The sequence below is a fragment of the Citrobacter sp. Cpo071 genome, assembly GCF_030332765.1.
Classification (GTDB): domain Bacteria; phylum Pseudomonadota; class Gammaproteobacteria; order Enterobacterales; family Enterobacteriaceae; genus Citrobacter; species Citrobacter portucalensis.
In genome coordinates, this window is the sequence record NZ_JAOWHE010000085.1 from 642,004 (window position 1) to 663,443 (window position 21,440).

General features: G+C 48.1%; 18 protein-coding genes and 1 pseudogene. 10 read left to right on the forward strand and 9 right to left on the reverse strand.

The annotated features are described in order from the left end of the window. Positions 1-150: 150 nt before the first annotated feature. Both OGY09_RS20240 and cspF read right to left on the reverse strand, forming a co-directional pair. Positions 151-321 carry a YnfU family zinc-binding protein gene (locus tag OGY09_RS20240; RefSeq protein WP_305955329.1) on the reverse strand — a complete coding sequence of 57 codons (171 nt, stop codon included), beginning with the start codon at positions 319-321 and terminating at the stop codon, positions 151-153. A gap of 75 nt (positions 322-396) precedes the next feature. Next, positions 397-609 (reverse strand): cold shock-like protein CspF, encoded by a 213-nt coding sequence (cspF, locus tag OGY09_RS20245; RefSeq protein WP_001446195.1) that lies wholly within the window; start codon positions 607-609, stop codon positions 397-399. 278 nt (positions 610-887) lie between these two features. On the opposite strand from cspF, the gene OGY09_RS20250 reads away from it, so the two are divergent. The 4 genes and pseudogenes from OGY09_RS20250 to OGY09_RS20265 all read left to right on the forward strand — a co-directional run. Next, complete coding sequence (locus OGY09_RS20250; protein ID WP_000203924.1) at positions 888-1,106, forward strand: cold shock domain-containing protein; 219 nt, start codon at positions 888-890, stop codon at positions 1,104-1,106. A gap of 268 nt (positions 1,107-1,374) precedes the next feature. Next, the gene (locus OGY09_RS20255; protein ID WP_042714788.1) at positions 1,375-1,602 is read left to right on the forward strand and encodes a hypothetical protein; all 228 of its coding nucleotides are present in this window, start codon (positions 1,375-1,377) and stop codon (positions 1,600-1,602) included. Positions 1,603-2,165: 563 nt separating this feature from the next. Further along, a complete protein-coding gene (locus tag OGY09_RS20260; RefSeq protein ID WP_023303013.1) occupies positions 2,166-2,570 on the forward strand; it encodes an H-NS family histone-like protein in 405 nt (134 codons plus the stop codon). A 52-nt stretch (positions 2,571-2,622) separates the two neighbouring features. Further along, positions 2,623-2,733, forward strand: a pseudogene (locus OGY09_RS20265) (arsenical resistance protein ArsH); the annotation flags it as partial. A gap of 387 nt (positions 2,734-3,120) precedes the next feature. On the opposite strand, the gene OGY09_RS20270 reads toward OGY09_RS20265, so the two are convergent. From OGY09_RS20270 to OGY09_RS20280, 3 genes are all read right to left on the reverse strand, one after another. Continuing rightward, on the reverse strand, positions 3,121-3,603 hold the full coding sequence (locus OGY09_RS20270) for a GNAT family N-acetyltransferase (protein ID WP_032943446.1): 483 nt from the start codon (positions 3,601-3,603) through the stop codon (positions 3,121-3,123). Beyond that, the gene (locus tag OGY09_RS20275; protein ID WP_008784769.1) at positions 3,591-3,857 is read right to left on the reverse strand and encodes a type II toxin-antitoxin system TacA family antitoxin; all 267 of its coding nucleotides are present in this window, start codon (positions 3,855-3,857) and stop codon (positions 3,591-3,593) included. Before OGY09_RS20275 ends, OGY09_RS20270 begins: the two co-directional genes overlap by 13 nt. A 153-nt stretch (positions 3,858-4,010) precedes the next feature. Continuing rightward, positions 4,011-5,993 (reverse strand): alkyl/aryl-sulfatase, encoded by a 1,983-nt coding sequence (locus OGY09_RS20280; protein ID WP_032943448.1) that lies wholly within the window; start codon positions 5,991-5,993, stop codon positions 4,011-4,013. Between the two features lie 243 nt (positions 5,994-6,236). Between OGY09_RS20280 and OGY09_RS20285 the strand changes: the two genes are divergently transcribed. Continuing rightward, positions 6,237-6,623, forward strand: coding sequence for a KPN_03583 family lipoprotein (locus OGY09_RS20285; RefSeq protein ID WP_008784771.1), 387 nt, complete (start codon positions 6,237-6,239; stop codon positions 6,621-6,623). A 116-nt stretch (positions 6,624-6,739) separates the two neighbouring features. On the opposite strand, the gene OGY09_RS20290 is transcribed toward OGY09_RS20285, so the two are convergent. Both OGY09_RS20290 and OGY09_RS20295 read right to left on the reverse strand, forming a co-directional pair. Next, the gene (locus OGY09_RS20290) at positions 6,740-7,369 is read right to left on the reverse strand and encodes a winged helix-turn-helix transcriptional regulator (RefSeq protein ID WP_008784772.1); all 630 of its coding nucleotides are present in this window, start codon (positions 7,367-7,369) and stop codon (positions 6,740-6,742) included. 239 nt (positions 7,370-7,608) lie between these two features. Continuing rightward, positions 7,609-8,796, reverse strand: coding sequence for an OmpP1/FadL family transporter (locus OGY09_RS20295; protein ID WP_032943450.1), 1,188 nt, complete (start codon positions 8,794-8,796; stop codon positions 7,609-7,611). A 632-nt stretch (positions 8,797-9,428) separates the two neighbouring features. On the opposite strand from OGY09_RS20295, the gene OGY09_RS20300 reads away from it, so the two are divergent. The 5 genes from OGY09_RS20300 to OGY09_RS20320 all read left to right on the forward strand — a co-directional run bounded on the left by OGY09_RS20300 (position 9,429) and on the right by OGY09_RS20320 (position 19,642). Continuing rightward, positions 9,429-14,762 carry a peroxidase family protein gene (locus tag OGY09_RS20300; RefSeq protein WP_032943452.1) on the forward strand — a complete coding sequence of 1,778 codons (5,334 nt, stop codon included), beginning with the start codon at positions 9,429-9,431 and terminating at the stop codon, positions 14,760-14,762. A 10-nt stretch (positions 14,763-14,772) separates the two neighbouring features. Continuing rightward, positions 14,773-16,512 carry a type I secretion system permease/ATPase gene (locus OGY09_RS20305; RefSeq protein ID WP_032943453.1) on the forward strand — a complete coding sequence of 580 codons (1,740 nt, stop codon included), beginning with the start codon at positions 14,773-14,775 and terminating at the stop codon, positions 16,510-16,512. Further along, on the forward strand, positions 16,512-17,840 hold the full coding sequence (locus OGY09_RS20310) for an HlyD family type I secretion periplasmic adaptor subunit (protein ID WP_182424622.1): 1,329 nt from the start codon (positions 16,512-16,514) through the stop codon (positions 17,838-17,840). Before OGY09_RS20305 ends, OGY09_RS20310 begins: the two co-directional genes overlap by 1 nt. 134 nt (positions 17,841-17,974) lie before the next feature. Continuing rightward, positions 17,975-18,262 carry a VF530 family protein gene (locus OGY09_RS20315; RefSeq protein WP_032943454.1) on the forward strand — a complete coding sequence of 96 codons (288 nt, stop codon included), beginning with the start codon at positions 17,975-17,977 and terminating at the stop codon, positions 18,260-18,262. 12 nt (positions 18,263-18,274) lie between these two features. Then, positions 18,275-19,642 carry a glycoside hydrolase family 10-like protein gene (locus tag OGY09_RS20320; RefSeq protein WP_032943455.1) on the forward strand — a complete coding sequence of 456 codons (1,368 nt, stop codon included), beginning with the start codon at positions 18,275-18,277 and terminating at the stop codon, positions 19,640-19,642. A gap of 96 nt (positions 19,643-19,738) precedes the next feature. Here the strand turns inward: OGY09_RS20320 and OGY09_RS20325 are convergent, their stop codons facing one another. Both OGY09_RS20325 and OGY09_RS20330 read right to left on the reverse strand, forming a co-directional pair. Next, complete coding sequence (locus OGY09_RS20325; protein ID WP_032943456.1) at positions 19,739-21,010, reverse strand: type II toxin-antitoxin system HipA family toxin; 1,272 nt, start codon at positions 21,008-21,010, stop codon at positions 19,739-19,741. Then, positions 21,003-21,317 carry a helix-turn-helix domain-containing protein gene (locus OGY09_RS20330; RefSeq protein ID WP_032943458.1) on the reverse strand — a complete coding sequence of 105 codons (315 nt, stop codon included), beginning with the start codon at positions 21,315-21,317 and terminating at the stop codon, positions 21,003-21,005. Before OGY09_RS20330 ends, OGY09_RS20325 begins: the two co-directional genes overlap by 8 nt. Positions 21,318-21,440 lie beyond the last annotated feature (123 nt).

The window sequence follows — 21,440 nt, forward strand, 5'->3', positions numbered from 1 at the left end:
TGCTCTGATGCGACGTTAGCGCGCAGGAGCAGTTGCGAAATCAGTTCAGAAACGTTCTCTCAGGATGGGCGTCAGGCATCAGGGATTTAACAGCTGCCGGAATCTAACATAAGTATAGGACATGAGCTCTGTTCTGCGGTTTTGGTCGAGCTAGCGTCGGGAGATAAACAGAGCCTTACATCCGGGGCAAAGCATGGTCTGGTTGAGCCGGATTTTTGACAACGGTTGTACTGATTTTAAGCCACAAACAGGACAGGCAGCAGTGGCAGTAGACGCACTGCTGAAGAATTTCATTGCGTAATTGATAACAGACATAACCATTAACCTTTCAATGAATGAGCTTCACCGTACCACATGTGGTTAAGTTTTAATCTATCTATTTTGACACACTGAAAATCAGGAAAGATAAATGTTCGCAGCCACAGGCCCCCTGAGACCGTTTATCCGGCAAAACTCTATGCGGCTTCCAGGGATGAGTAATTCTGATTCGCGAGAGTTAACGGCTGAAATGTGAAGCAGAACGTCTTTTCGTCCATCAGATGGGATGATGAGGCCTTTACCACTAAGAATATCAAAGCTTTTGACAATTCCTGTCATTTTATGGGACAAGTCAATTCCTTATTGAAAACACGTAAAGACTATACATTGAAAATGGCATTCAGCCACTTTTATTTTCCCTACAGGACCTCTGGACGGCTAAAAGATAATTTGCTTATATCGATTCACTGTGCCTTAATGAATCCCATCAGTTCGATGTACTAATGAAAGTTAGAAATTTTCCGGGCAGTTCTCATTACCAGGCGCTATCGTTGATATCCCCTCTTTTGAGTCCATATGTTTAATCCTATACGTTTACTATCAATACAATCATGTATAACGGAGTCAGTATGACCTCTAGAATTATGGGCCTGGTTAAATGGTTTAACGAAGACAAAGGTTTTGGCTTCATCTCTCCTCTTGATGGCAGCAAAGATATCTTTGTCCATTTATCTGCACTTGATGGCGACAACTTTAAAACTTTATTTGAAGGTCAGAAAGTTGAATTCGCCATTCACCGCGGAGACAAGGGTCCTGCTGCTGCAAACGTAACACTTTGCGATAAATAAATCATTGTGGGTCTGCGATAACGATGAAGGATTATTCCTGAGTAGACAGATCCATAACTTAAATCAGATGAAAGTCGTTTATTCATAATATCTGATCAGCATATTTTTCAAAATTATGAGTATGCCAACCGATGTGATGAAGTGCAGTACTACTGCATAAAAAGTCTCAAAGCACAAACTAACCACATGTTAAATAAGAAGTGCGTAATGGCTTTGACCTTAATGGCATCTGCCAGTTAATATCCACGAGAGAACAGGGTAATAGAATATGACTAAAGTCCTTGTTTTCTTTAATGCTGAATCCTGTAAAGTCATGACCGTTCTGGAAGGTATATCCTCTATCAGGCAGGAATATCCAAACGGTGAAGAAACACATCTTCGGATTATGTCTGCAGGTTTTCCTTCCTTAACTGGCGATCATGGTATTGTTTACGTGGCTACTGACAGGGAGTTAACGTCACAGGAGATACTTGATGCGGCCAGGAAATATTTATAGCATTTTTGTCATGCTCTCTGCTCCACGTTTAATTGCATGCTTACCCTATTTATCAGAATCGAACAAAAAATGAGTTGAAAACATTTATGGCCTGCTAACAGCAGGCTTTTTTTTACATTACACTTTTTTAGAAACACCTCTATAAAGAGAGAGTAATTCGCTACCTTCTGACAAAATGCAGGTGTCTCTCCCCTGCGTGCCATCTTGCCATTTGTGAAAAACCTTGCTAAGTGGCGGCGCTGTCTCTCCTCATTTTAAATCTCATCAGGTGTGACTGAAGCAATAAGTTATGAGGATATAAAAAGGCTCTCCGGATGACTCCTGGCATCATAGTTTTAAGTACCTTCAAAAATGCATGGACATTTCGTAGGAGTTGTAATTTAGTTCTTGCACATTCTTCTTAATTTTCTCTTGCGACAAGAGATTTATATAAGTAGTCTAAACCTCGTTAATAACAATATGTCCCAATCGCATTAAAATGCTCAGTAAGAAAAATCGGGTCGATGAGCAACCGTCGACATTGGTATTTGCTGAACAACAAAAAAACTTTAAACGGTCTCTTTATGTCAGATGCTCTAACACAGTTAAACAATATCCGTACCTTACGTTCTCAGACTCGTGAAATGTCATTAGATGTACTGGAAGATGTTCTGGAAAAGTTTAAAATTATTCTTATAGAACGACGAGAAGAAGAGACATTACGTCTTGCAAATGAAAGTCAGCGCCGCGATAAACTGGAAACACTTCGTCAGATGATGCTTGATGAGGGTATCGACCCCTCCGAACTTTTAGCTGCTATTGGCTCTCCGGGTAAGGCTAAAAGGACGCGCTCCCCCCGCCCCGCGAAGTATCGATATACTAACGAAACTGGAGAGTCAAAAACATGGTCAGGTCAGGGGCGAATGCCGAAGCGGATCTCAAATCTGATTGCTGAAGGTGGGGAATTAAAAGATTTTGAAATCAGCTAAAAAGAGCCGGGTAAAACCCGGCTCTTTTTTGTAAATGCCGCAAGTTGCCTTAGAGAATAGTCGAGAAACATTTAGTTCCGTCGATGTAGCCGAGGCGCTGTTTAAAATCACAGTGCTGCTTAAGGGACAAACCGGTTATCTTGCAGATCGCTACAGCGAGTGAAAAGAGAGCCATCAGGAGCTTTCATTCCGAGTCAATCAGGACAAAAAATAACGTATGTTCTTCGTGAATCCATACTGCATGAGCTTAACAACGTATGCCATTGGCACTAAGTGGACGTAGAGCAAGTTCGCTTGGTCCGAGACGAAGTACGGTGAATCGAAATTCATCAAAACAGTCGCAATGCTGCTATTCGGGATTGGTTCATGAAGTAAATTTTTTGGCAAAATGGACAAGGCTGATAAATATCATACAAAAACAATGCATTATAAAATATGCTCTCTATGAACAACATTTGTGATCAACATAAGTTAAATGCAATTTGATACGTACTCAGTTAAGTCCCCATGTGGCCCACGTTTGGCCATTGACCTCCTCTGCTCATTACAATCATGAAAGCCTGAGAAACAGAGTTCGTTCCTGCAGTTGAGATGCTTTGAATCCGTGGTGAAGATAAAAACGTTTAGCTTCGTCTGTGAGCACATGCACCATAACGGCACGCACGCCAATATTTTCTGCCACTTTGTAACACCGCAGTACCGCATCGTGAAGCAGATCGGCCCCTAACCCTTTTCCACGAACAGAAAGATCTACGGCCAATCTGGCAAGGATAATTACGGGGATTGGATCTGGCATGTTACGCCGAAGATTGCCTGTTGCTTCTGTGTGGTTGACGCTACCAGTGGCCAGTGAATAAAAGCCAGCGACTTGTCGCGTGTCTGTTTTGCAGACAACAAACGTCCTGGCTGCGCCAAGAGACTGATTTTTTAGTCCTTTTTGCTTTAACCAATCATCGAGAACAATTTCTCCGCTGACAAATTCCGCCAATTGATGAATGTGAGTTAGTGGCTCTGGTGCGGTTACAAATCCCACTGTGGTTTCCTTGCCAGTAGCTTCCTGATAGCGGGATCTTCGGCAACCGGAGCATCAAGCATCTCGATAAACTCAGCGTATTGTTCATCATTAAAATTAAACACTCGGCGATCGAGAATGACGTTCTCTGCCGCCTGGCAGGCCATTTCCAGAATAAAGTCTGTACGCGATTTATGTAGAATCTCTGCGGCCGCATCAATAAGCGCGCGTTGGGATTCTTTAGCTCTAAGGTTGAGCTGGACATCTGATTTCATTATTAAGCCTCTTGTATAGCAATTGCTTTACAAGCATATCATAAAGCTTATGTATAGCAACTGCTATACAGTCTCGTACAACTCAATACTCTGATAAGCAACAATAAAAAAACCGCCAGTGCTGGCGGGTTATGGCATAGTTTGTCTCTGAAGTTAAGGCGTTACCATGTTAAACCAGAAATCAAAGCTATCTAAATACCCGAGGAACTCATCAAGCTTGGCATGATTGCCGGAAATTTGTACATCACCCTTCTCTTCTGCCTGTTTCAGCGATTCTTCCTTGAGAATGATTTTGTTCAATGTTGCACGGTTAAGTGTAATGGAGGCATCAGCGTTGCTGGCCTGTGCATCAGCGCTATGGTTAAGAACACCGTTTTCCAGTTCCAGTTTGTATTTACCGCCGTCAGCACCTAAATCGACGTTGAAGACTGCCTGCGCATTTGCCGCTTTTTCTCCGTTAATATGTACCGCGAGATAATCAAAGAACATCTCCGGCGACATGGCCTTAACGGTATCCGGGCTGGCGGTATTTGGCGTCGCGCCTTTTACCACACCGTTGCGTAATTCTTGTGCACCTGTCAGATAAAAATTACGCCATGGACCGGACTCAGCCTGGTAACCCATTTGTTCAAGGGCATCGGCTTCCAGATTACGGGCTTCTTTATTGCTCGGATCAGCAAAGACGATATTGTTAGTGACTTGCGCCACCCAACGGTAATTGCCCTGGGCGTAATCCGTTTTCGCTTTTTGCATGATTGCATCAGCGCCGCCCATATAATCGACATATTTCTTCGCGGCATCAACGGGCGGTAATTCATTCAGTGTTGCCGGATTACCGTTGAACCAGCCGAGGTAAAAGACATACGTTGCTTTCACATCATGGCTGACAGAACCATAGTATCCACGGCTGGCCCATGATTTTTCCAGACCAGACGGCAGTTTGAAGTTAGCGGCGATTTCGTCACGGGTCAGCCCCTGGTTAGCCATACGCAGCGTCTGATCGTTGATGTAACGGTACATATCACGCTGACTTTTCATTAACTTCACCACATTTTCATTACCCCAGGTCGGCCAGTGATGCTGAGCAATAATAATGTTTGCCTTTCCACCCCAGCGGCCAATAACGTCATTGATATATTTTGACCATGCCAGCGGATCGCGGATCTTCGCGCCACGTAATGAATAAGTGTTATGTAGCGTATGGGTGACATCCTCTGCAGCTTCGATCATTCCCTTCTCTTCTACATACCACAGCATTTCAGAAGGTGCTTCCGATCCCGGTGCCATCATGAAGTCATAGGTTAGACCGTCGATAACTTCTTTCTGCCCGGTGTGGGTAATATAGTTAGTGGGTTCAATCAGCGTCACCGTACCGGCGGAGGTTGTCGTCCCCAGACCCGCACCGACCTGACCTTTTGCATCCGGTTTCAGCAGATTGCCGTACATGTAACTGGCTCGGCGACTCATGGCGTTACCTGCCATAATATTTTCAGATACAGCTTCCTTCATAAAACCAGCCGGTGCATATACCTTCACTTTCCCGGATTTCACATCAGCGTCATCAATCACGCCGCGGACGCCACCGTAGTGATCAACATGGCTGTGCGTATAAATGACGGCAACAACGGGTCTTTTACCGCGATTCTTATAATAAAGGTCCATTCCTACTTTCGCGGTTTCTGCCGATACCAGCGGATCAATGACCGTAATACCCTCTTTCCCTTCCATAATTGTCATATTCGAGAGATCAAGATTACGGATTTGATACACGCCATCAGTGACCTGGAACAAACCGCCAATATTGATCAACTGCGACTGCCGCCACAGGCTTGGATTAACCGTGTCGGGGGCTTTTTCGCCCTCTTTGATAAAGGCATATTGCTGAGGGTCCCAAACAACATTTCCCTGCTTACCTTTAATCAATTCACTGGGAAGCGGAGCAATAAAACCTTTATGAGCGTTCATAAAATCGGTTTTATCAGTGAATGGCAATTGACCATATAAGGCGTCATTCGCACTTTTGGTCTGAGCAGTCGCATCTTTTGCCCCTTCCTGTGCCAATACAGGTAGTGATATTAATGATGTTGAACACACGCCAGTTAATGCCAGATAACTCACTAGTTTATTAAGTTTCATAAATCCTCACTAATAATATATTAGAAACCCTGCTGCTCTGATTGTTGAGAAGCTTCCGTAATACTGTGTTTATCAGGTTTCTATGATCTAATGCTCGTAGACTAACATGGTCTTATGAAACAATGTAATGCAATGACATTTATTTTTAAATTTCCTTTTGTTTTTATTTAAACAAAATAGCTGTAGACACCTGACTGTATAAAAAGATAATGGCTGGCATCCATTGTCTTTAGAACACTATATATGCGCACTCTCTATCTACTTCTCATCACTGGGATACTTTCTGGCTGTAATACTTCTCCCCCAGAGAAAGTTGTTAAAATTAATAAAATGGTGATCCCTGTTGTTCAGGCACAACCCGAGTCAAAATCAAGTAGTGACTCGGCATCCCTGTCCTTATACCAGGATAATAAACAGCAAATTGAAAACGTCGTGAGTTCGTTAAAAAATGAATATCTTCATGAGGTTAAGCCAAGAGAGATGTTTGACGTTCATAGCCAGGCATACCAGGTTTATGCTTCTTTAACCAAGCTCGAACAAATGCAGCAAATGAACAATTTTTATTATAAGGAGCATAATCAAACAGGACTGTTAAGCATTAATCAGTCCGTGAACTCTCTTATTGAATAACAAAAAATCCTCCTCAGAGAATGATGAGGAGGATTTATTGCGATTGATATATAGCATGCCACTACAATAGAATATTAAATTTAGAAAATCGATTTGTAACTTGTTTGTGGGTTTATTTAAAAGCGCTCAGGTAATTTATTGATGGAAGTAAGATACCCTCCGCGCTCAAAATCAATATACCCTCCTTTTTTTAACGCAGATACAACATTTAAAACACTGCTGCGCGATAAGTGGGTCCGATCCTGAATATAATCCAAAATAGAAACTCGCTTGCGCGTCTCTTCCGGCAACAAAATCATCTCTTCGAGGTGGTTACGTATCACTGAATAAGTACGCTGCTGTACGACTAAATCATCACGATAAAAGAGATAACCCGTATGATATGAAAGCACTGCCGCCGCATCTTCCCACAAGCCTTGTTGATGAAAGAGTTCTCGTGCTTTATCGGCATCGACGCGTAATAAGGTTGATTCAGCTTCAGCGCGCAATAAATGGCCGTGTACCGGTTGGATCATTTCGGCAATACCGAACAGATGGGGTTCATAGACGGTCACGATTAACAGACCATCAGAAGAACGTAAAATGGACAGCTCCCCTTGCAAAAAAAGGTAGAGTTGAGGCTTATTCTTGTATTTCCACATGATACGCCGCCGCGGCACAACCTTCATCTTTTCTGCAATCGGTTCAAGTGCTTGCATTAAACGTTGTATGCTTTGTTCTGGGCGTACCGGAGGTGAAATTTGCATAATCAAACCTGTATTATTTTGATCGAGAAAACAATATGCTTTTACCTATATTCCATGAAGGTAGTACAGATTCATATTAAAACCATAAATAGCTCAATAATAAAAGTACAAATTTGTTTTTATTTAAACGAGCGTGTGTGATACGACCACCAGCAGACGGTTACCAGACACTGTCGGATAGATAATCCGCTATGGTGACTATTAACAATGCGTGAGATATTTAATCGGGAATAACGGCGCTAGAATTGATAGCTGTAGTTGACACTGGCAAACCATAACCACGGGTTCTTATACTGGCCTGCAAAGATATCAGATTTGACGTTGGACGACTGCATGTGCAAATACTCAACGGCAACGCCAATATTGCTGGCTGGCGTAATCTGGTACTGTGCACCGGTGGCAAGTCGCCATTCATCGCCGGTTGGCATCGAAAGCGCTACATCACTTTGCGATTTGTACGGTGAACTGTCATACGCAATACCGGCATTAATGCGCCACTGCTCATCGGGATGATATTGCACGCCCAACGCTGTATGCCATGTATCTTTCAGACGATTATCACGATCGCTTTGCTGACCATTTATTGTAATCTGCGGGCTGCCAAACTGACTCCAGTCCTGCCAGCCAAGATCGCCCATCACTGACCATTGACAGTTGATATCGTGAACCAGACTAAACATCACCTGCTGCGGAGCACGGACCTGTGTGGAGATCGGCAGATCATATCCAATATTAGGTATATTGGGAAAACGCGCTGTCCCGTCTATATTAAAATGATAATCAGTCTTGCTGGTCCAGGTTACACCCGTCCGAGTATTGTCAGTTATGTCCATTAATAACCCAAGGTGGTAATTCATCGCCCAGTCATGATCGCTTTGTTTCTCATCGTGGCCATCGACATCTCTGCTTAGCGACAGAAAACCATAGTTTAGCCCTGCAGCTGCGCCAACCGACACCTTATCACTTAGTTTCCATGCAACGGCGGGACTCAGCGTCATCGCAACCATGGTACTTTGTTTAATTAACCGAGCCCCTGCCCAGTTGCCGAAGTCGATACCTAACCCATAGTTGCCGTACAAACCCAAACCGGCAGAAACGGTATCACTCAGCCGTTGCGTATAAAACATGCTGGCATTTGGGAAAAGCGTCATTACATTACCGGGGCTTTGTCTGCCATCTGTCGTATTATTCAGCGTATAGGGTATATCTCCGCCCATCGCCTGTAATCCTCCGGTGACCATATGGTCAGGTAAACGAGTCATCCCCGCAGGGTTAGTTAACAGCGTAGAGGCATCCTGAGCACGAGCGGCCTGCCCTGCACCAGCCAGTGCGGTATCCTCCGTTCCGATTTCATAGAAATAGAGCGCACTGGCGTGACCGACCGATGAAAAGATCATCCCGGAGAGAAAAATTATATTTTTTTTCATTGTATTACCTGTTTGGAGAGGTCGTTCTTTACTAAACGTAAGGTCAGCTATCACACGGTATTGATTTATGCTAATAGCATAATCAGGCATCAGGAATGATGTCGTGTTAAATTTCATCCAATATTAAATTTTATAATTCAACACAACGACATCTTAAAAGTCGACTTAATGAGAACTCTTCTTAATAAGTGATTTGACATAAATTCTAATGTAAAGAAATGAAAATTTAATCTTTTCATAAAAAAGTATGAGTGAAGTCGCCAACGGAAAAACCATAGTTATGATCATCACATAACTGTAATATGCGTTTTAAAAAGTAAAACCTTTACAGCCTTGAGGAGACCTTGTCTTCTCAAAACTTCGTGTCTCAAATATGTCTTTGATTTCAATGGGACACGATGATCATTAACCTCTAAAACCTAATATATAAGTGAGGTGAATATCTTATTGTGCTAACTAATCCTCAGGAGAATAACGCTAATCTGGTCATGGATACAGCATTTTTAAAATATGGACTTTTAATCATGCAATAACAATCAGGTATCTGATACGACTCATTCTTCTGTCATTTTTTGTAAGCGGAAGAAAAGAGTGATGATAGCTAATACAGGTAAAGATAGGGGTAATTACTTATGGCCTCACAATATGACTTTACTGTCACCCTGCACGATCTTGCTTTTATTCTTAAGCAGATCAAAATATCCGAAGCGGCAACTAACCCAGATGGTAGCGTTAATGCTGAATTGCTTAGAGAATTAGTTTCCAGCCCGCTATTACCTTATGGACTTCGCACGGTAGATGGTTCATGGAATAATCTTCTACCGGGTCAGGAGTTATATGGCTCTGCCGACCAGACAATGCCGAGATTAACCGCGTTAAACTGGCAAGATGCGGACCAAATGACCAGTTATATCCAAATTGGTGGCACCGTTATTGATGCCGACCCACGTATTATTAGTAACTTAATTTCCGATCAAACGGCATCTAACCCAGCCGCACTGGAGGTATTTAACGCGTTAAAAGATGCTCCCGGCGGAGGGACTATTACAGGAGACGGAGAAACGTTATCCATTCCTAACCAGTCTCCCGATATCGGTCTCTCCCCTGCTTTTAACGGCTGGATGACCTTCTTTGGCCAGTTTTTTGACCACGGTCTGGATTTGATTCCCAAAGGAGGCAACGGTATCGTTTTCATTCCGCTACAGCCGGATGACCCTTTATATGTTGAAGGGTCGTCGACAAACTTTATGCTATTAACCCGGGCAACGGTGGATGAAAACCGAGAGACAGTAAACCTGACTACCCCCTTCATCGACCAAAACCAAACCTACACCTCCCATCCTTCACATCAGATTTTCATCCGCGAATACGTCATTATTGATGGGAAACCTGAGCCTACCGGGAATTTATTAGGCGGTGCGAACGGTGGACTGGCGACCTGGGCCGACGTTAAAAACCAGGCTGAAACTCTGCTTGGCATTAAACTCACCGATCAGGATGTGTTTAATGTTCCCCTGCTGGCTACGGATCGCTATGGTAATTTGATTTTAAGTGAAAATGGAAAGGTACAGATTGTTACCACCGGGGGACTCGTTGAAGCCAACGGCGGTCTGTTGCCTGAGGGAACATTCCGCACCGGCCATGCGTTTCTTGATGATATTGCGCATACTGCCGCGCCAAAAGCGGGTCTGCTGGCAGATGATGACACTGCGATTGGAGGCGAAGGAGCGCAACCGGCAGGAACCTATGATAACGAACTGCTCGATCGTCACTTTATTACCGGTGACGGGCGTGGGAACGAAAATATAGGTTTAACCGCGGTGCACGCCGTTTTTCACAGCGAGCATAACCGTCTGGTTGAGCAATATAAAACAACACTGCTGGAAACCGGTGATATCGACCTCATTAATCAGTGGTTGATGCCCAATCATCAAATCACGGAATTACCTGCCGATACCAGTACGCTGGTATGGAACGGTGAGTACCTATTCCAGGCAGGTCGTTTCTCCACGGAAATGCAATATCAGCACCTCGTATTCGAGGAGTTTGCCCGTACCGTACAACCCGCCGTCGATCCGTTTGTTTTCTCCAACACGGCGGATATAAACCCGATGATCTTTGCCGAGTTTGCGCATGTGGTTTACCGTTTCGGGCATTCAATGCTGACAGAAACCGTGGCGCGCACCGACATTGATATGCAAAGCGGCGATATTGACCTGATTTCAGCATTCCTGAATCCGGTAGCATTTAATCAAATCAACGGGGCCACCGTCACGGACGATCAGGCTATTGGCGCAATTGTGCGTGGTATGACGCGTCAGGTGGGTAACGAAATTGATGAATTTATTACCGATGCTCTGCGTAATAATCTCATCGGCCTGCCCCTCGATTTAGGCGCGCTTAATATAGCCCGTGGCCGTGACACCGCAATGCCGACGCTGAACCAGGCCCGCGAGCAGTTTTTTGCATTAAGCGGTGATAGTCAACTGAAGCCTTATACCAGTTGGGCTGACTTCACTACCTACCTGAAAAATCCCGCTTCAATCATTAACTTTATGGCCGCCTATGGTCAGCATGAGCTGATCCTCAATGCCACCAGCCTTGAAGGTAAGCGTGCAGCGGTAAACTTCCTGTTGTTTGGTGATGCTAACAATGCCCCGCCTGCGGATGCGATGGATTTCTTTAACAGTACCGGAGCGTGGGCAACCAAAGAGTCCGGCCTGAATATGGTCGATTTCTGGATTGGCGGGCTGGCAGAGCGCAAAAATGAATTTGGCGGCATGCTCGGCTCAACCTTCAACTTCGTCTTTGAAACACAAATGGAAATGCTTCAGGACGGCGATCGTTTCTACTATCTGAGCCGCGTTCAGGGGTTGAACTTACTCAATGAACTGGAGGCCAACTCGTTTTCCGCGCTGGTAATGCGTAACAGCGATCTTGGCGATGAGGGATCCTCCCACCTGCCCGCAAATCTGTTCCAGACACCGGACCATATTTTTGAAGTGAACCGCGTGCTGCAAACGGAAATCGACCCGAAATGGGGTAATCCGCTGAAGGATCTGCTCTCGCCGTTGTTGGTGCGTCGCGACCCAGGTGTGGATGTTGACGGCGATAGTTTTGCCGATGGCGGGTATCTGAAATATACCGGCGATGGGCATGTGGTGCTTGGAGGGACGGCAGGCAATGATACGTTAATCGGCGGTAAAGGGATCGACAGTCTGTGGGGTGATGGCGGAGATGACCGACTGGACGGCGGCGACGAAGCAGACGTGGTCCATGGCGGTGACGGTGATGACATTATTACCGATACCGGTACGCCTGTTGGTGATGCGGACTTCCTGCACGGTGATGCCGGACATGACGTTATCTTCTCCGGTAACGGAAACGATCTGGTCTTTGGTGGCAGCGGTAGCGACTTCGTGGTGGTCGGCGAAGATGCGCAGGAGGTCTTCTCGGGTCAGGATAACGACTTTGCGCTTGGCGGCTCGGGTGGTGATTTCCTGATGGGCAACGAAGGCGATGACTGGCTGGAAGGCGGCGACGGGTTTGACACGCTGGCGGGTGACAACTCCGAGTTGTTCTTCAACAGTACCATTATCGGTCACGATGTCCTCAACGGTCAGGGTAACGACACCGACTACGATGGCGAAGCCGGTGATGACATCATGGTTCAGGGCGCGGGGATCCAGCGCAATAATGGCATGGCCGGTTTCGACTGGGCAATCCATAAAGGCGACCCAAATGGCGCTAACTCTGACCTTGGGATCCCTATTTTCGTCAACCAGCAGGAGTTTATTCTACGCGACCGTTTTGATCTTGTTGAAGGGCTGTCGGGCTGGAAATACGACGATATCCTGACCGGGACAGAACAGCCGATAGGTACTGCGCCTGTTCAGGGCGTTCCCCTCTCTAACAACCTGACCCAGGAAGGTGCGGATCGGATCACCGGTTTACAGGCTATTCTCGGCGTAGAGCGTTCTACAAATCCGGACGCGGTGCTCCTGAATCCTGATGATGGTAGCGATATTTTACTCGGCGGTGGCGGTAGCGACCGCATTATGGGTAAAGCCGGTAACGATATCATTGATGGTGATGCATGGCTCAACGTGCGTATTGCCGTTACGGGTATGGCAGGACTCACCAGCGCCGAAGGTATGGCTGAACTGAAATCGTACATGCTGGCCGGCACGCTGAAACCGAATCAGCTGTCGATTGTGCGAGAAATCCTGCATGAAGGTAACGGCACGGAAACTGACGTCGCGGTGTACCGTGATGTCAGCAGCAACTATGTCTTTACCCGTATGGCGGACGGTAGCCTGCGCGTCGATCACGCCACGCCGGATGCCGCGCTGAACCTGAATGATGGCATCGATCGCCTGTTGAACATCGAAAAGCTCGAGTTTGGCGATGGGAAGCAGCTGTGGGTGACGGGGCAACAAGCGACGGGCGATCTTACCATCAGTAACCCTAACCCTTCGGTGGGCGACCTGCTGCGCGTCAACGTGGCGAACTTGCTGGATGGTAACGGCCTTGCGGCGGATGTGGCCATCACCATGACCTGGCAGGCATTCGTCAACGGCCAATGGCGAGATCAGGCAACCGGCGTTGAGTTCAGAGTGCCTGGCACTATTCAGGGCGCACCGCTGCGTGTGGTAGCCAGCTTTAACGACCGCATGGGTGACGCTGAAACCCTGGTGTCGGCACAAACTCAGGCGATCCTACCGCGAAATCAGGCCACGACCGGTGTGCCGGTAATTAACGACCTCACCCCAACTGAAAGTCTGACGCTGACCGCGGTGGTTTCAGGCATTGCTGACGCCGATGGTCTGAGCGGCGGTAATTTCACTTATCAATGGAGAATGAGTTCGCCAACCGGATTCGTCAACATTAACGGTGCGACTTCCGCCACCTATACGCCGGGTCAGGCTATGGTTGGCAGAACGTTGCAGGTGGTCGTTACCGTCGTCGACGATGAAGGCAACCCCCCTGTTGTCCTGACGTCGACCACCACCCAGCCCGTGGGCGATCTGATTGTGGGTACCAACGGGGCTAACACCCTCGTCGGTACTGCCTGGAGCGATATCCTACGCGGTGAAGGCGGTAATGACACCTTACTCGGCGGTGCAGGTGACGATCTGCTCATTGGCGGTGCGGGAAACGACAACCTCTCTGGTCAGGCGGGGCAAGATATTCTGCAAGGTGATGCCGGTAATGACACGCTTGATGGCGGGCTTGGTGCCGACAGTATGACCGGCGGCACGGGCGATGATACCTACATCGTTGATGATTTCGGTGATGTAGTTATCGAAGGTGTGAATGGTGGCACGGACGTTGTCCGAACCAACCTCAGCAGCTACGACCTCACCGATAACGTGGAAGAACTGGTATTTACCGGCAGTGGTAGTTTTATCGGTACCGGTAATGCCATTGCGAACACCATTACGGGAGGGACCGGTAACGACTATCTGTTCGGCATGGGCGGTAACGACCAGTTGTTTGGTGGTATCGGGAATGACTTCCTCGATGGCGGAGATGGCGCTGATAACCTGCAAGGCGGAGTTGGTAACGACGTCATGATTGGCGGTGCGGGCGCGGATACCCTTTCCGGCGGTAGCGGGGACGATATTCTTAATGGTCAGGAAGGTAACGACATTCTGGACGGTGGTGCCGGTAGCGATATCTTTGCCTTTGGCGCCAACTTTGGGCAGGACCGAATTACCGGTTTTGACAGTAACCCCAACGGCGGGCAGGACTTCCTTGATCTCGTCTTGTTAGGTATCAACGCGGGTAATTTTGCCAGCAGCGTGTCTATCACCGGAAACAATGGCAACACCATTGTGACTATCGGTACAGATACCATCACATTGGTGGGCGTCAACTCAACCACCGTGAATATTGGTGACTTTTATCTGGAAATGCCCACTACCCTTGCCAGTAACAACGGCAATAGTTCATTGATCGTATAAGGAGAAGACTATGTCGCGCCAGCATACGCCAACAGAACTGAATGATGCATTAAAGGGAACGAAGCCCACTTTTCTGATGCTGTTGTTTTTTAGTTGTGTGATTAATATGCTTATGCTGGCGCCGGCAATTTATATGCTACAGGTTTACGACCGTGTGCTGGTCAGTAAAAATACCACCACGCTGTTAATGTTGACCTTATTGATTGTCGGCTTGTACATCGTTATTGCCATGATTGAATCTGCCCGCGCGCAGGTTATGATCAGACTTGGCAACCGGCTTGATATAAAGCTAAGCCAGTTGGTCTTTAACGCAGCCTTTAAAAGAAAGATGGTTACCGGCGATAACAACCCGGCGCAATCTTTAGCCGAACTGGATCAGGTTCGTCAGTTTCTTTCCGGGAATAGTCTGTTCGCCTTACTGGATATTCCCTGGACGCCAATATATCTGTTCATCGCTTTTTTGGTCCATCCCCTGCTGGGATACCTTTCTCTCGGCGGAATAACGTTATTATTTATTCTGACGCTGGTATCTGAAATCTCTACCAAACGCCCGATTCAGCAAGCGCACGCCTTAACCATTAACAATGCCAGCAAACTGAATAAACAGCTGCAAAACGCTGATGCCATTGAGGCGATGGGTATGCTCTCGACCCTGAAGTCCAACTGGCAGGAGCAACATAACAAAGTGCTGGCGCTACAAACGCAGATTGCTGACAAAACGGCCGGGTTGAGCAGCCTCAGCCGCTTTGTGCGGGTGTTGCTGCAATCTATTGCGCTGGGTGCCGGGGCTTTACTGGTGATCGGTGGCCATATTACTCCGGGCTTGATGATCGCCGCCTCGATCATTCTTGGCCGCGTCCTCAACCCGGTAGAACAAGTTATTGGCAGCTGGAAGCAGTTCGTGCAGTTTCGTAGCGCGTGGCATCAGCTCTCAACCTTGCTGAAGGAGTATCCGGCACCGAAAGAGGTACTGACCCTGCCGCGTCCGAACGGCAACATCAGCGTCGAAAGCGTCTTCGCCGCAGCTCCCGGCCAGCCTTCCCCGCTACTGCGTAATATCGCATTCCAGCTGGAGCAAGGTGAAGTTCTGGGGATTATCGGCCCCTCAGCCTCAGGGAAAACCTCGCTGGCAAAGGTTCTGGTTGGTGTCTGGAAACCGCTATCAGGGAAAGTCAGATTAGACGGCGCAGATATTTGTCAGTGGGATAAAGCGCTGCTGGGCCCGTCTATTGGCTATCTGCCGCAGGATGTGGAACTGTTTGACGGTACCATCGCGCAAAACATTGCCCGCTTCGCGCAGAATGACAGTGAGCTTATTGTCGCCGCCGCATTACTGGCAGGCGTTCATGAGATGATCCTGCGCTTGCCGCAAGGTTATGACACGCTGTTGGGCGCAGGCGGATACCAGCTCTCCGGCGGGCAGCGGCAGCGTATCGGGCTGGCACGCGCCGTGTATAACAATCCTGCGTTCATCGTGCTTGATGAACCGAATGCCAATCTTGACGACGCGGGCGAATTTGCACTCGTTAAAGCCATCAATACCCTGCGTACACAGGGACAAACTACCGTCATTATCTCACACCGCCCGACGCTGCTCGGCGTGGTCAATAAGGTTTTGCTGCTTAACGATGGCGCCATACAGGAGTTTGGTACCCGCGATCAGGTTTTCGCCCATTTGCGTCAGGCCAACGTACTGAAACCGGTGGCTACGCCTTCTCCATCCACGACTGAACAGCAACGTGAGGCCTGATGATGAAAAAGAATCCCCACAACACGGCATCTGCTGGCGTAGATACCAATATCTGGTCGCCGATTATCCGGGGCGTGATCGTCATTGTGCTTGGTGTCGGTAGTTTTATATTCTGGGCAGTGCAAGCTCCATTAGATGCGGGCGTGGTCGCTGATGGTACGGTAACCGTATCGAGTAACCGCAAAACTATTCAGCATCTGAGCGGCGGTCGGGTAACGGATATCTTTATCAAAGAAGGCGACTTCGTGAAGAAAAATCAGGTTCTCGTCCGGTTGGATAAAATGCAGCTCGAAATGCGTTTCAGCGCGTTAAATGCCCAGTATATTTCTGCAAAAAGTATCGAAGATCGCCTGTTGGCAGAACGCGATGGCCTGGAAGCGATCGTCTTTAATACGACGCTGACGCAGCAATTCTCTGGCAATAAACGGCTGACAGAAGTCAGAAATCTGCAGGCCAAGCTTTTCGATACGCGTCGCAAAACGATTCAGGACGAACTGTCGATGATTGAGGAGACGCTCGATGGTCTGGTTGGGCAAACGGATAATCTCAATAAAATAAAAGGCTATCGCGACCACCAGTTTTCTCTGATTAACCGGGAGTTGGGGGCTATTCGCGCGCTGAGCGAAAAGAATTATTACCCCAAAGCGCAATTACTGGTGCTGGAGCGCGAGGCGGCTGAAATATCTGGCAGCGTTTCAGAAGATATTCTTAACATTGCCAAACTGAAATCGCAGCAAAACGAATTAAAAATTAAAGCCTACCAGGTGCGTCATCAATATTTACGTGAAGTTGAGTCTGAACTGACGGAAAACCAAAAAGAAGTGGCGATGCTGGAGGATGAACTGGTGTCCACCCGTCACGAGCTGGATAACACCGAGATCCGCTCACCGATTAACGGTATCGTGCTGGATGTTAAAGTCAGTACCGTGGGCGGCGTCATTCAACCCGGCGAACATCTTATGGATATTGTCGCCGCCGGACAACCCATGCAAATTGATGCCAAAATACCCGTGCATGCCATTGATAAACTGGTCCCCGGCTTAACCGTTGATGTACTTTTCCCTGCCCTTAACCATGCCCTGTTGCCGTCGGTTCCGGCCCGGGTTCTGACTATCTCGGCGGACCGCTTAATTGATGAAGCCACTCAGCAGCCTTACTACCTTGCGGAAGTACAGGTTTCAGCAGAGGGCGCGCGTTTGCTGGGCGATTACAAAATTAAAGCGGGAATGCCCGCCAGCGTGACGATCAAGACCGGTGAACGAACCCTGATGAGTTACCTGTTTAAACCGTTGATTGCCCGTCTGGAACTGGCTTTTAAAGAGTATTGAACCATCCATTGCCGGTATGGCGTACGGCTTGTCGCGCCATACCGCTTTCTGCCGTTGCTGGCAGCTTTGCTTTCTTGTAACCTTCTTCCCGTCACACTACTGACAAAATCTGGAACCACTGAACTGGACTTCATATGAATGCTCATATTTCTAAAGACCCTTTACATGGCGTAACGCTTGAAATGCAGGTCAATGCCCTGGTTGAACGTTATGGTTGGGCTGAACTGGCGCAACGCATTAATATCAACTGCTTTAAAAATGAACCGAGCGTTAAATCCAGTCTGAAGTTTCTGCGCCGTACGCCGTGGGCGCGGGCAGAAGTTGAAGCGCTGTACCTTGATTCGCTGCATGACCTGGCCTCAAACAACACCCCCGAACCGGCCTTCGATCCCTGGGCTAACAGCCGCAATAAAAAGAAATAAGAGCAAAATCAGATGGCAGCATCCGGTTTCTTTTCAGGAAATTATCAGAAAAAACTGGCGAAGATTCTCGCCCGTTCTCGTGCCAGACTACCGCTGACCAACATGAAATGGTTTGCTGTACTTGTGGGCAGTATGTTGTTACTTGGCAGCTGTTCTTCACAACCGCCCGGCCCCAAAACCACTCCGCTACCTCCGGTGAGCAAACCACAGCAGAGCAAGGAGCCAGTGCGCGGGATCTGGCTGGCGACGGTTTCACGTCTTGACTGGCCGCCGATTTCATCCGTGAACATCAGTTCGCCTGCCGTACGCATCAGCCTGCAGCAAAAAGCGCTGACGGATAAGCTGGACAACCTGAAACGGCTTGGTATTAACACCGTTTTTTTCCAGGTTAAGCCCGATGGGACCGCATTGTGGAAGTCAAAGATCCTACCGTGGTCAGATACCCTGACCGGTACGATTGGCCAGGATCCGGGTTACGATCCGCTGCAGTTTATGCTCGATGAAGCGCATAAACGCGGAATGAAAGTTCATGCCTGGCTTAACCCCTACCGCGTGTCCGTAAACACCAAACCTTCGACGGTCACTGAGTTAAACAGCACGCTGTCACAGACACCGTCCAGCGTATACGTCCTGCATCGGGACTGGATCCGCACTGCGGGCGAGCGTTTTGTGTTAGACCCCGGTATTCCCGACGTGCGCGACTGGATCACCAGCATCGTGGCGGAAGTGGTTGAGAATTACCCGGTTGACGGCGTGCAGTTTGATGATTACTTCTATACCGAATCTCCCGGCTCTGCGCTCAATGACAGCCAGACCTTCAGAAGATACGGCCAGGGATTCGCTTCCAAGGCTGACTGGCGTCGCGATAACACGCAACGGCTGATTGCCCAGGTTTCGCGGACCATCAAGAAACTCAAGCCTGAGGTTGAATTCGGCGTCAGTCCTGCGGGCGTGTGGCGCAACCGTTCGCACGATCCAGCGGGCTCCGACACGCGCGGCGCGGCAGCGTATGATGAGTCGTATGCAGACACCCGCCGTTGGGTGCAACTAGGTTTGCTGGATTACATTGCACCGCAACTCTACTGGCCTTTTGCCCGCGACGCAGCGCGTTACGATGTACTGGCAAAATGGTGGGCAGATGTCGTGAAATCAACCAACACCCGCCTCTACATTGGTGTAGCGCTGTATAAAGTTGGTGAACCATCGAGAAAAGAGCCGGACTGGACGGTAAAAGGCGGTGTGCCGGAACTGAAAAAGCAGCTCGATTTAAACGAATCCGAACCGTACATCAACGGCACGATCCTGTTTCGCGAAGATTATCTTAATCAACCGCAAACGCAGGAAGCAGTGACCTATATTCGTAATCGTTGGGGACGTTAATAGTTGTCCTCTGGTCAGTTTAGCGAGGAAATGTAGCGGGGAAACATTGCCCCGCTCAGCTTTAATTCTTCGGTAAGTGTAGCGGCCGTATCTGCGTCACCGGGACATTAACCGACGGACATTATCATCAATTTGTTTCTGAATCGTCTTCAGCGTGGATTGCGTTATCTGATCGGGGTATTTGTCCCTGGCGATGGCGCTCAATGCCGTGGCAAAGTGACAGACTTTTTCGATTATGCCGTTCACATGGTCAGCAGATAACTCAGCTTCCTGAACGCCAAGCGACTGAAGGTGCTTTCTTTCGATATCCAGCGCCTCTCCCAGCACGTCCATTTGGTGATACCCGCCAGGCCCTTCGCACCAGGTGACATCGTAAGCCGGAGCCAGAGTCCAGTTTCCATCGGCTGACATTAAATAGGCAAAATTCTTCGGATGATCGTCGCGGTTGTTAAAAGCCACGTTGAAAACCACGCGTTCGAACGCTTTTGCCTTTTCTCTGACATCATTGGTACAAATCTGCGTGGCGCGCAGAAAATCCCGGTAGTCTAAAGCACCGGGTATCTGGTAATTTGCCCCGGTAAGTGCCGCCAGGCTCTGCATAGGAATACGTATCGACTGGTCACGGTCGAAACGGCGAGTGGCAAATGCCGTCTGTCCGCCGGGCAGATTGAAATACGCAGTATCGGGCGTGGTGATCCCACATTGGCGCAAGCATTCAGCATAAACTGCTTCGATGGCACATACCTCAGCATGCTCATGCCTGGCGGGAAATTTAATCAGCCAGCTTTCGCTCCCGGGTAGCGGCGCCGTGGTGAATTTAGACGTGACAGTGTCACGATAAAGTAACGCCTTAGGCCTTGCTCCCTGTGGCGAACCGCCCATCTGGAGTAGTTTTTGCAAGAATTCCCCGCCTTCGCCGCTCAGGACTTCCTGAACCTCAGCGGCCAGTTGTGCGAGAGGAACATCCTCTTTTGACAGCGTCTCGACATCTGACTGAACGGGCTGGAATGTCATGGCGCCCATCGCGTTGTTGCCGACCCAGGTTAAGCGCTCCAATGGACCAATGCGTGCTGCGTTGAGCCCGCGGCGTTTAAATAGTCGGTCCATCAACAGCATACCCCAGCCGTCAGGTAGCGAATCATAGACTGGCCCAGGTAATCCCAGCTGATGAGCCGGGAAATCCCTGCGTAAACGGGGACCGTTCAGCGGTAACATCAGTCGGGACAGTTCCAGCCCCTTACGTAAGGCCTCTTCACTGTATTCAAAGGCGATCAACGGACGTCCGGTCAGGGCTGTGGAAGACACCAGTTTGCCCCACAGCCATTTCTCACCCCAGCCTTCATAGAAGACATCGACTTGCTCAGGCATCAGAATTTTTCCTTTTGATCCGCTGACGTGCCGCGCTCTTTTCGTAACGCAAAATATCATCGAGACTATCAATCCTGGGTTTGAATAACCCCTCCAGCGCATCGCCATAGCCTAACACCATCGCGACTTTGACCAGATTCTCAAATCCTACATTTTTCCCCGCTTCCAGATTCGACACGGTATTCACACCGACCCCTGAACGCGCGGCAACATCAGCCTGCGTCATTTGCCGGGCGAGTCGTTCTTTACGTAATCTGTCGCAAAGCAGTTTGACGATATCAGCTGCAGTATTTAGCGTTAAATCCATAATATTGGCTCTTATTGGGATAAAAACGACTTTACACCCAATATTATAGAGTTAAGTTGGGAATGATTCAAAGTCTTATAAGACACAATAAAAAGGAGTTAAACCGGAAAATCTTGCTTAAGG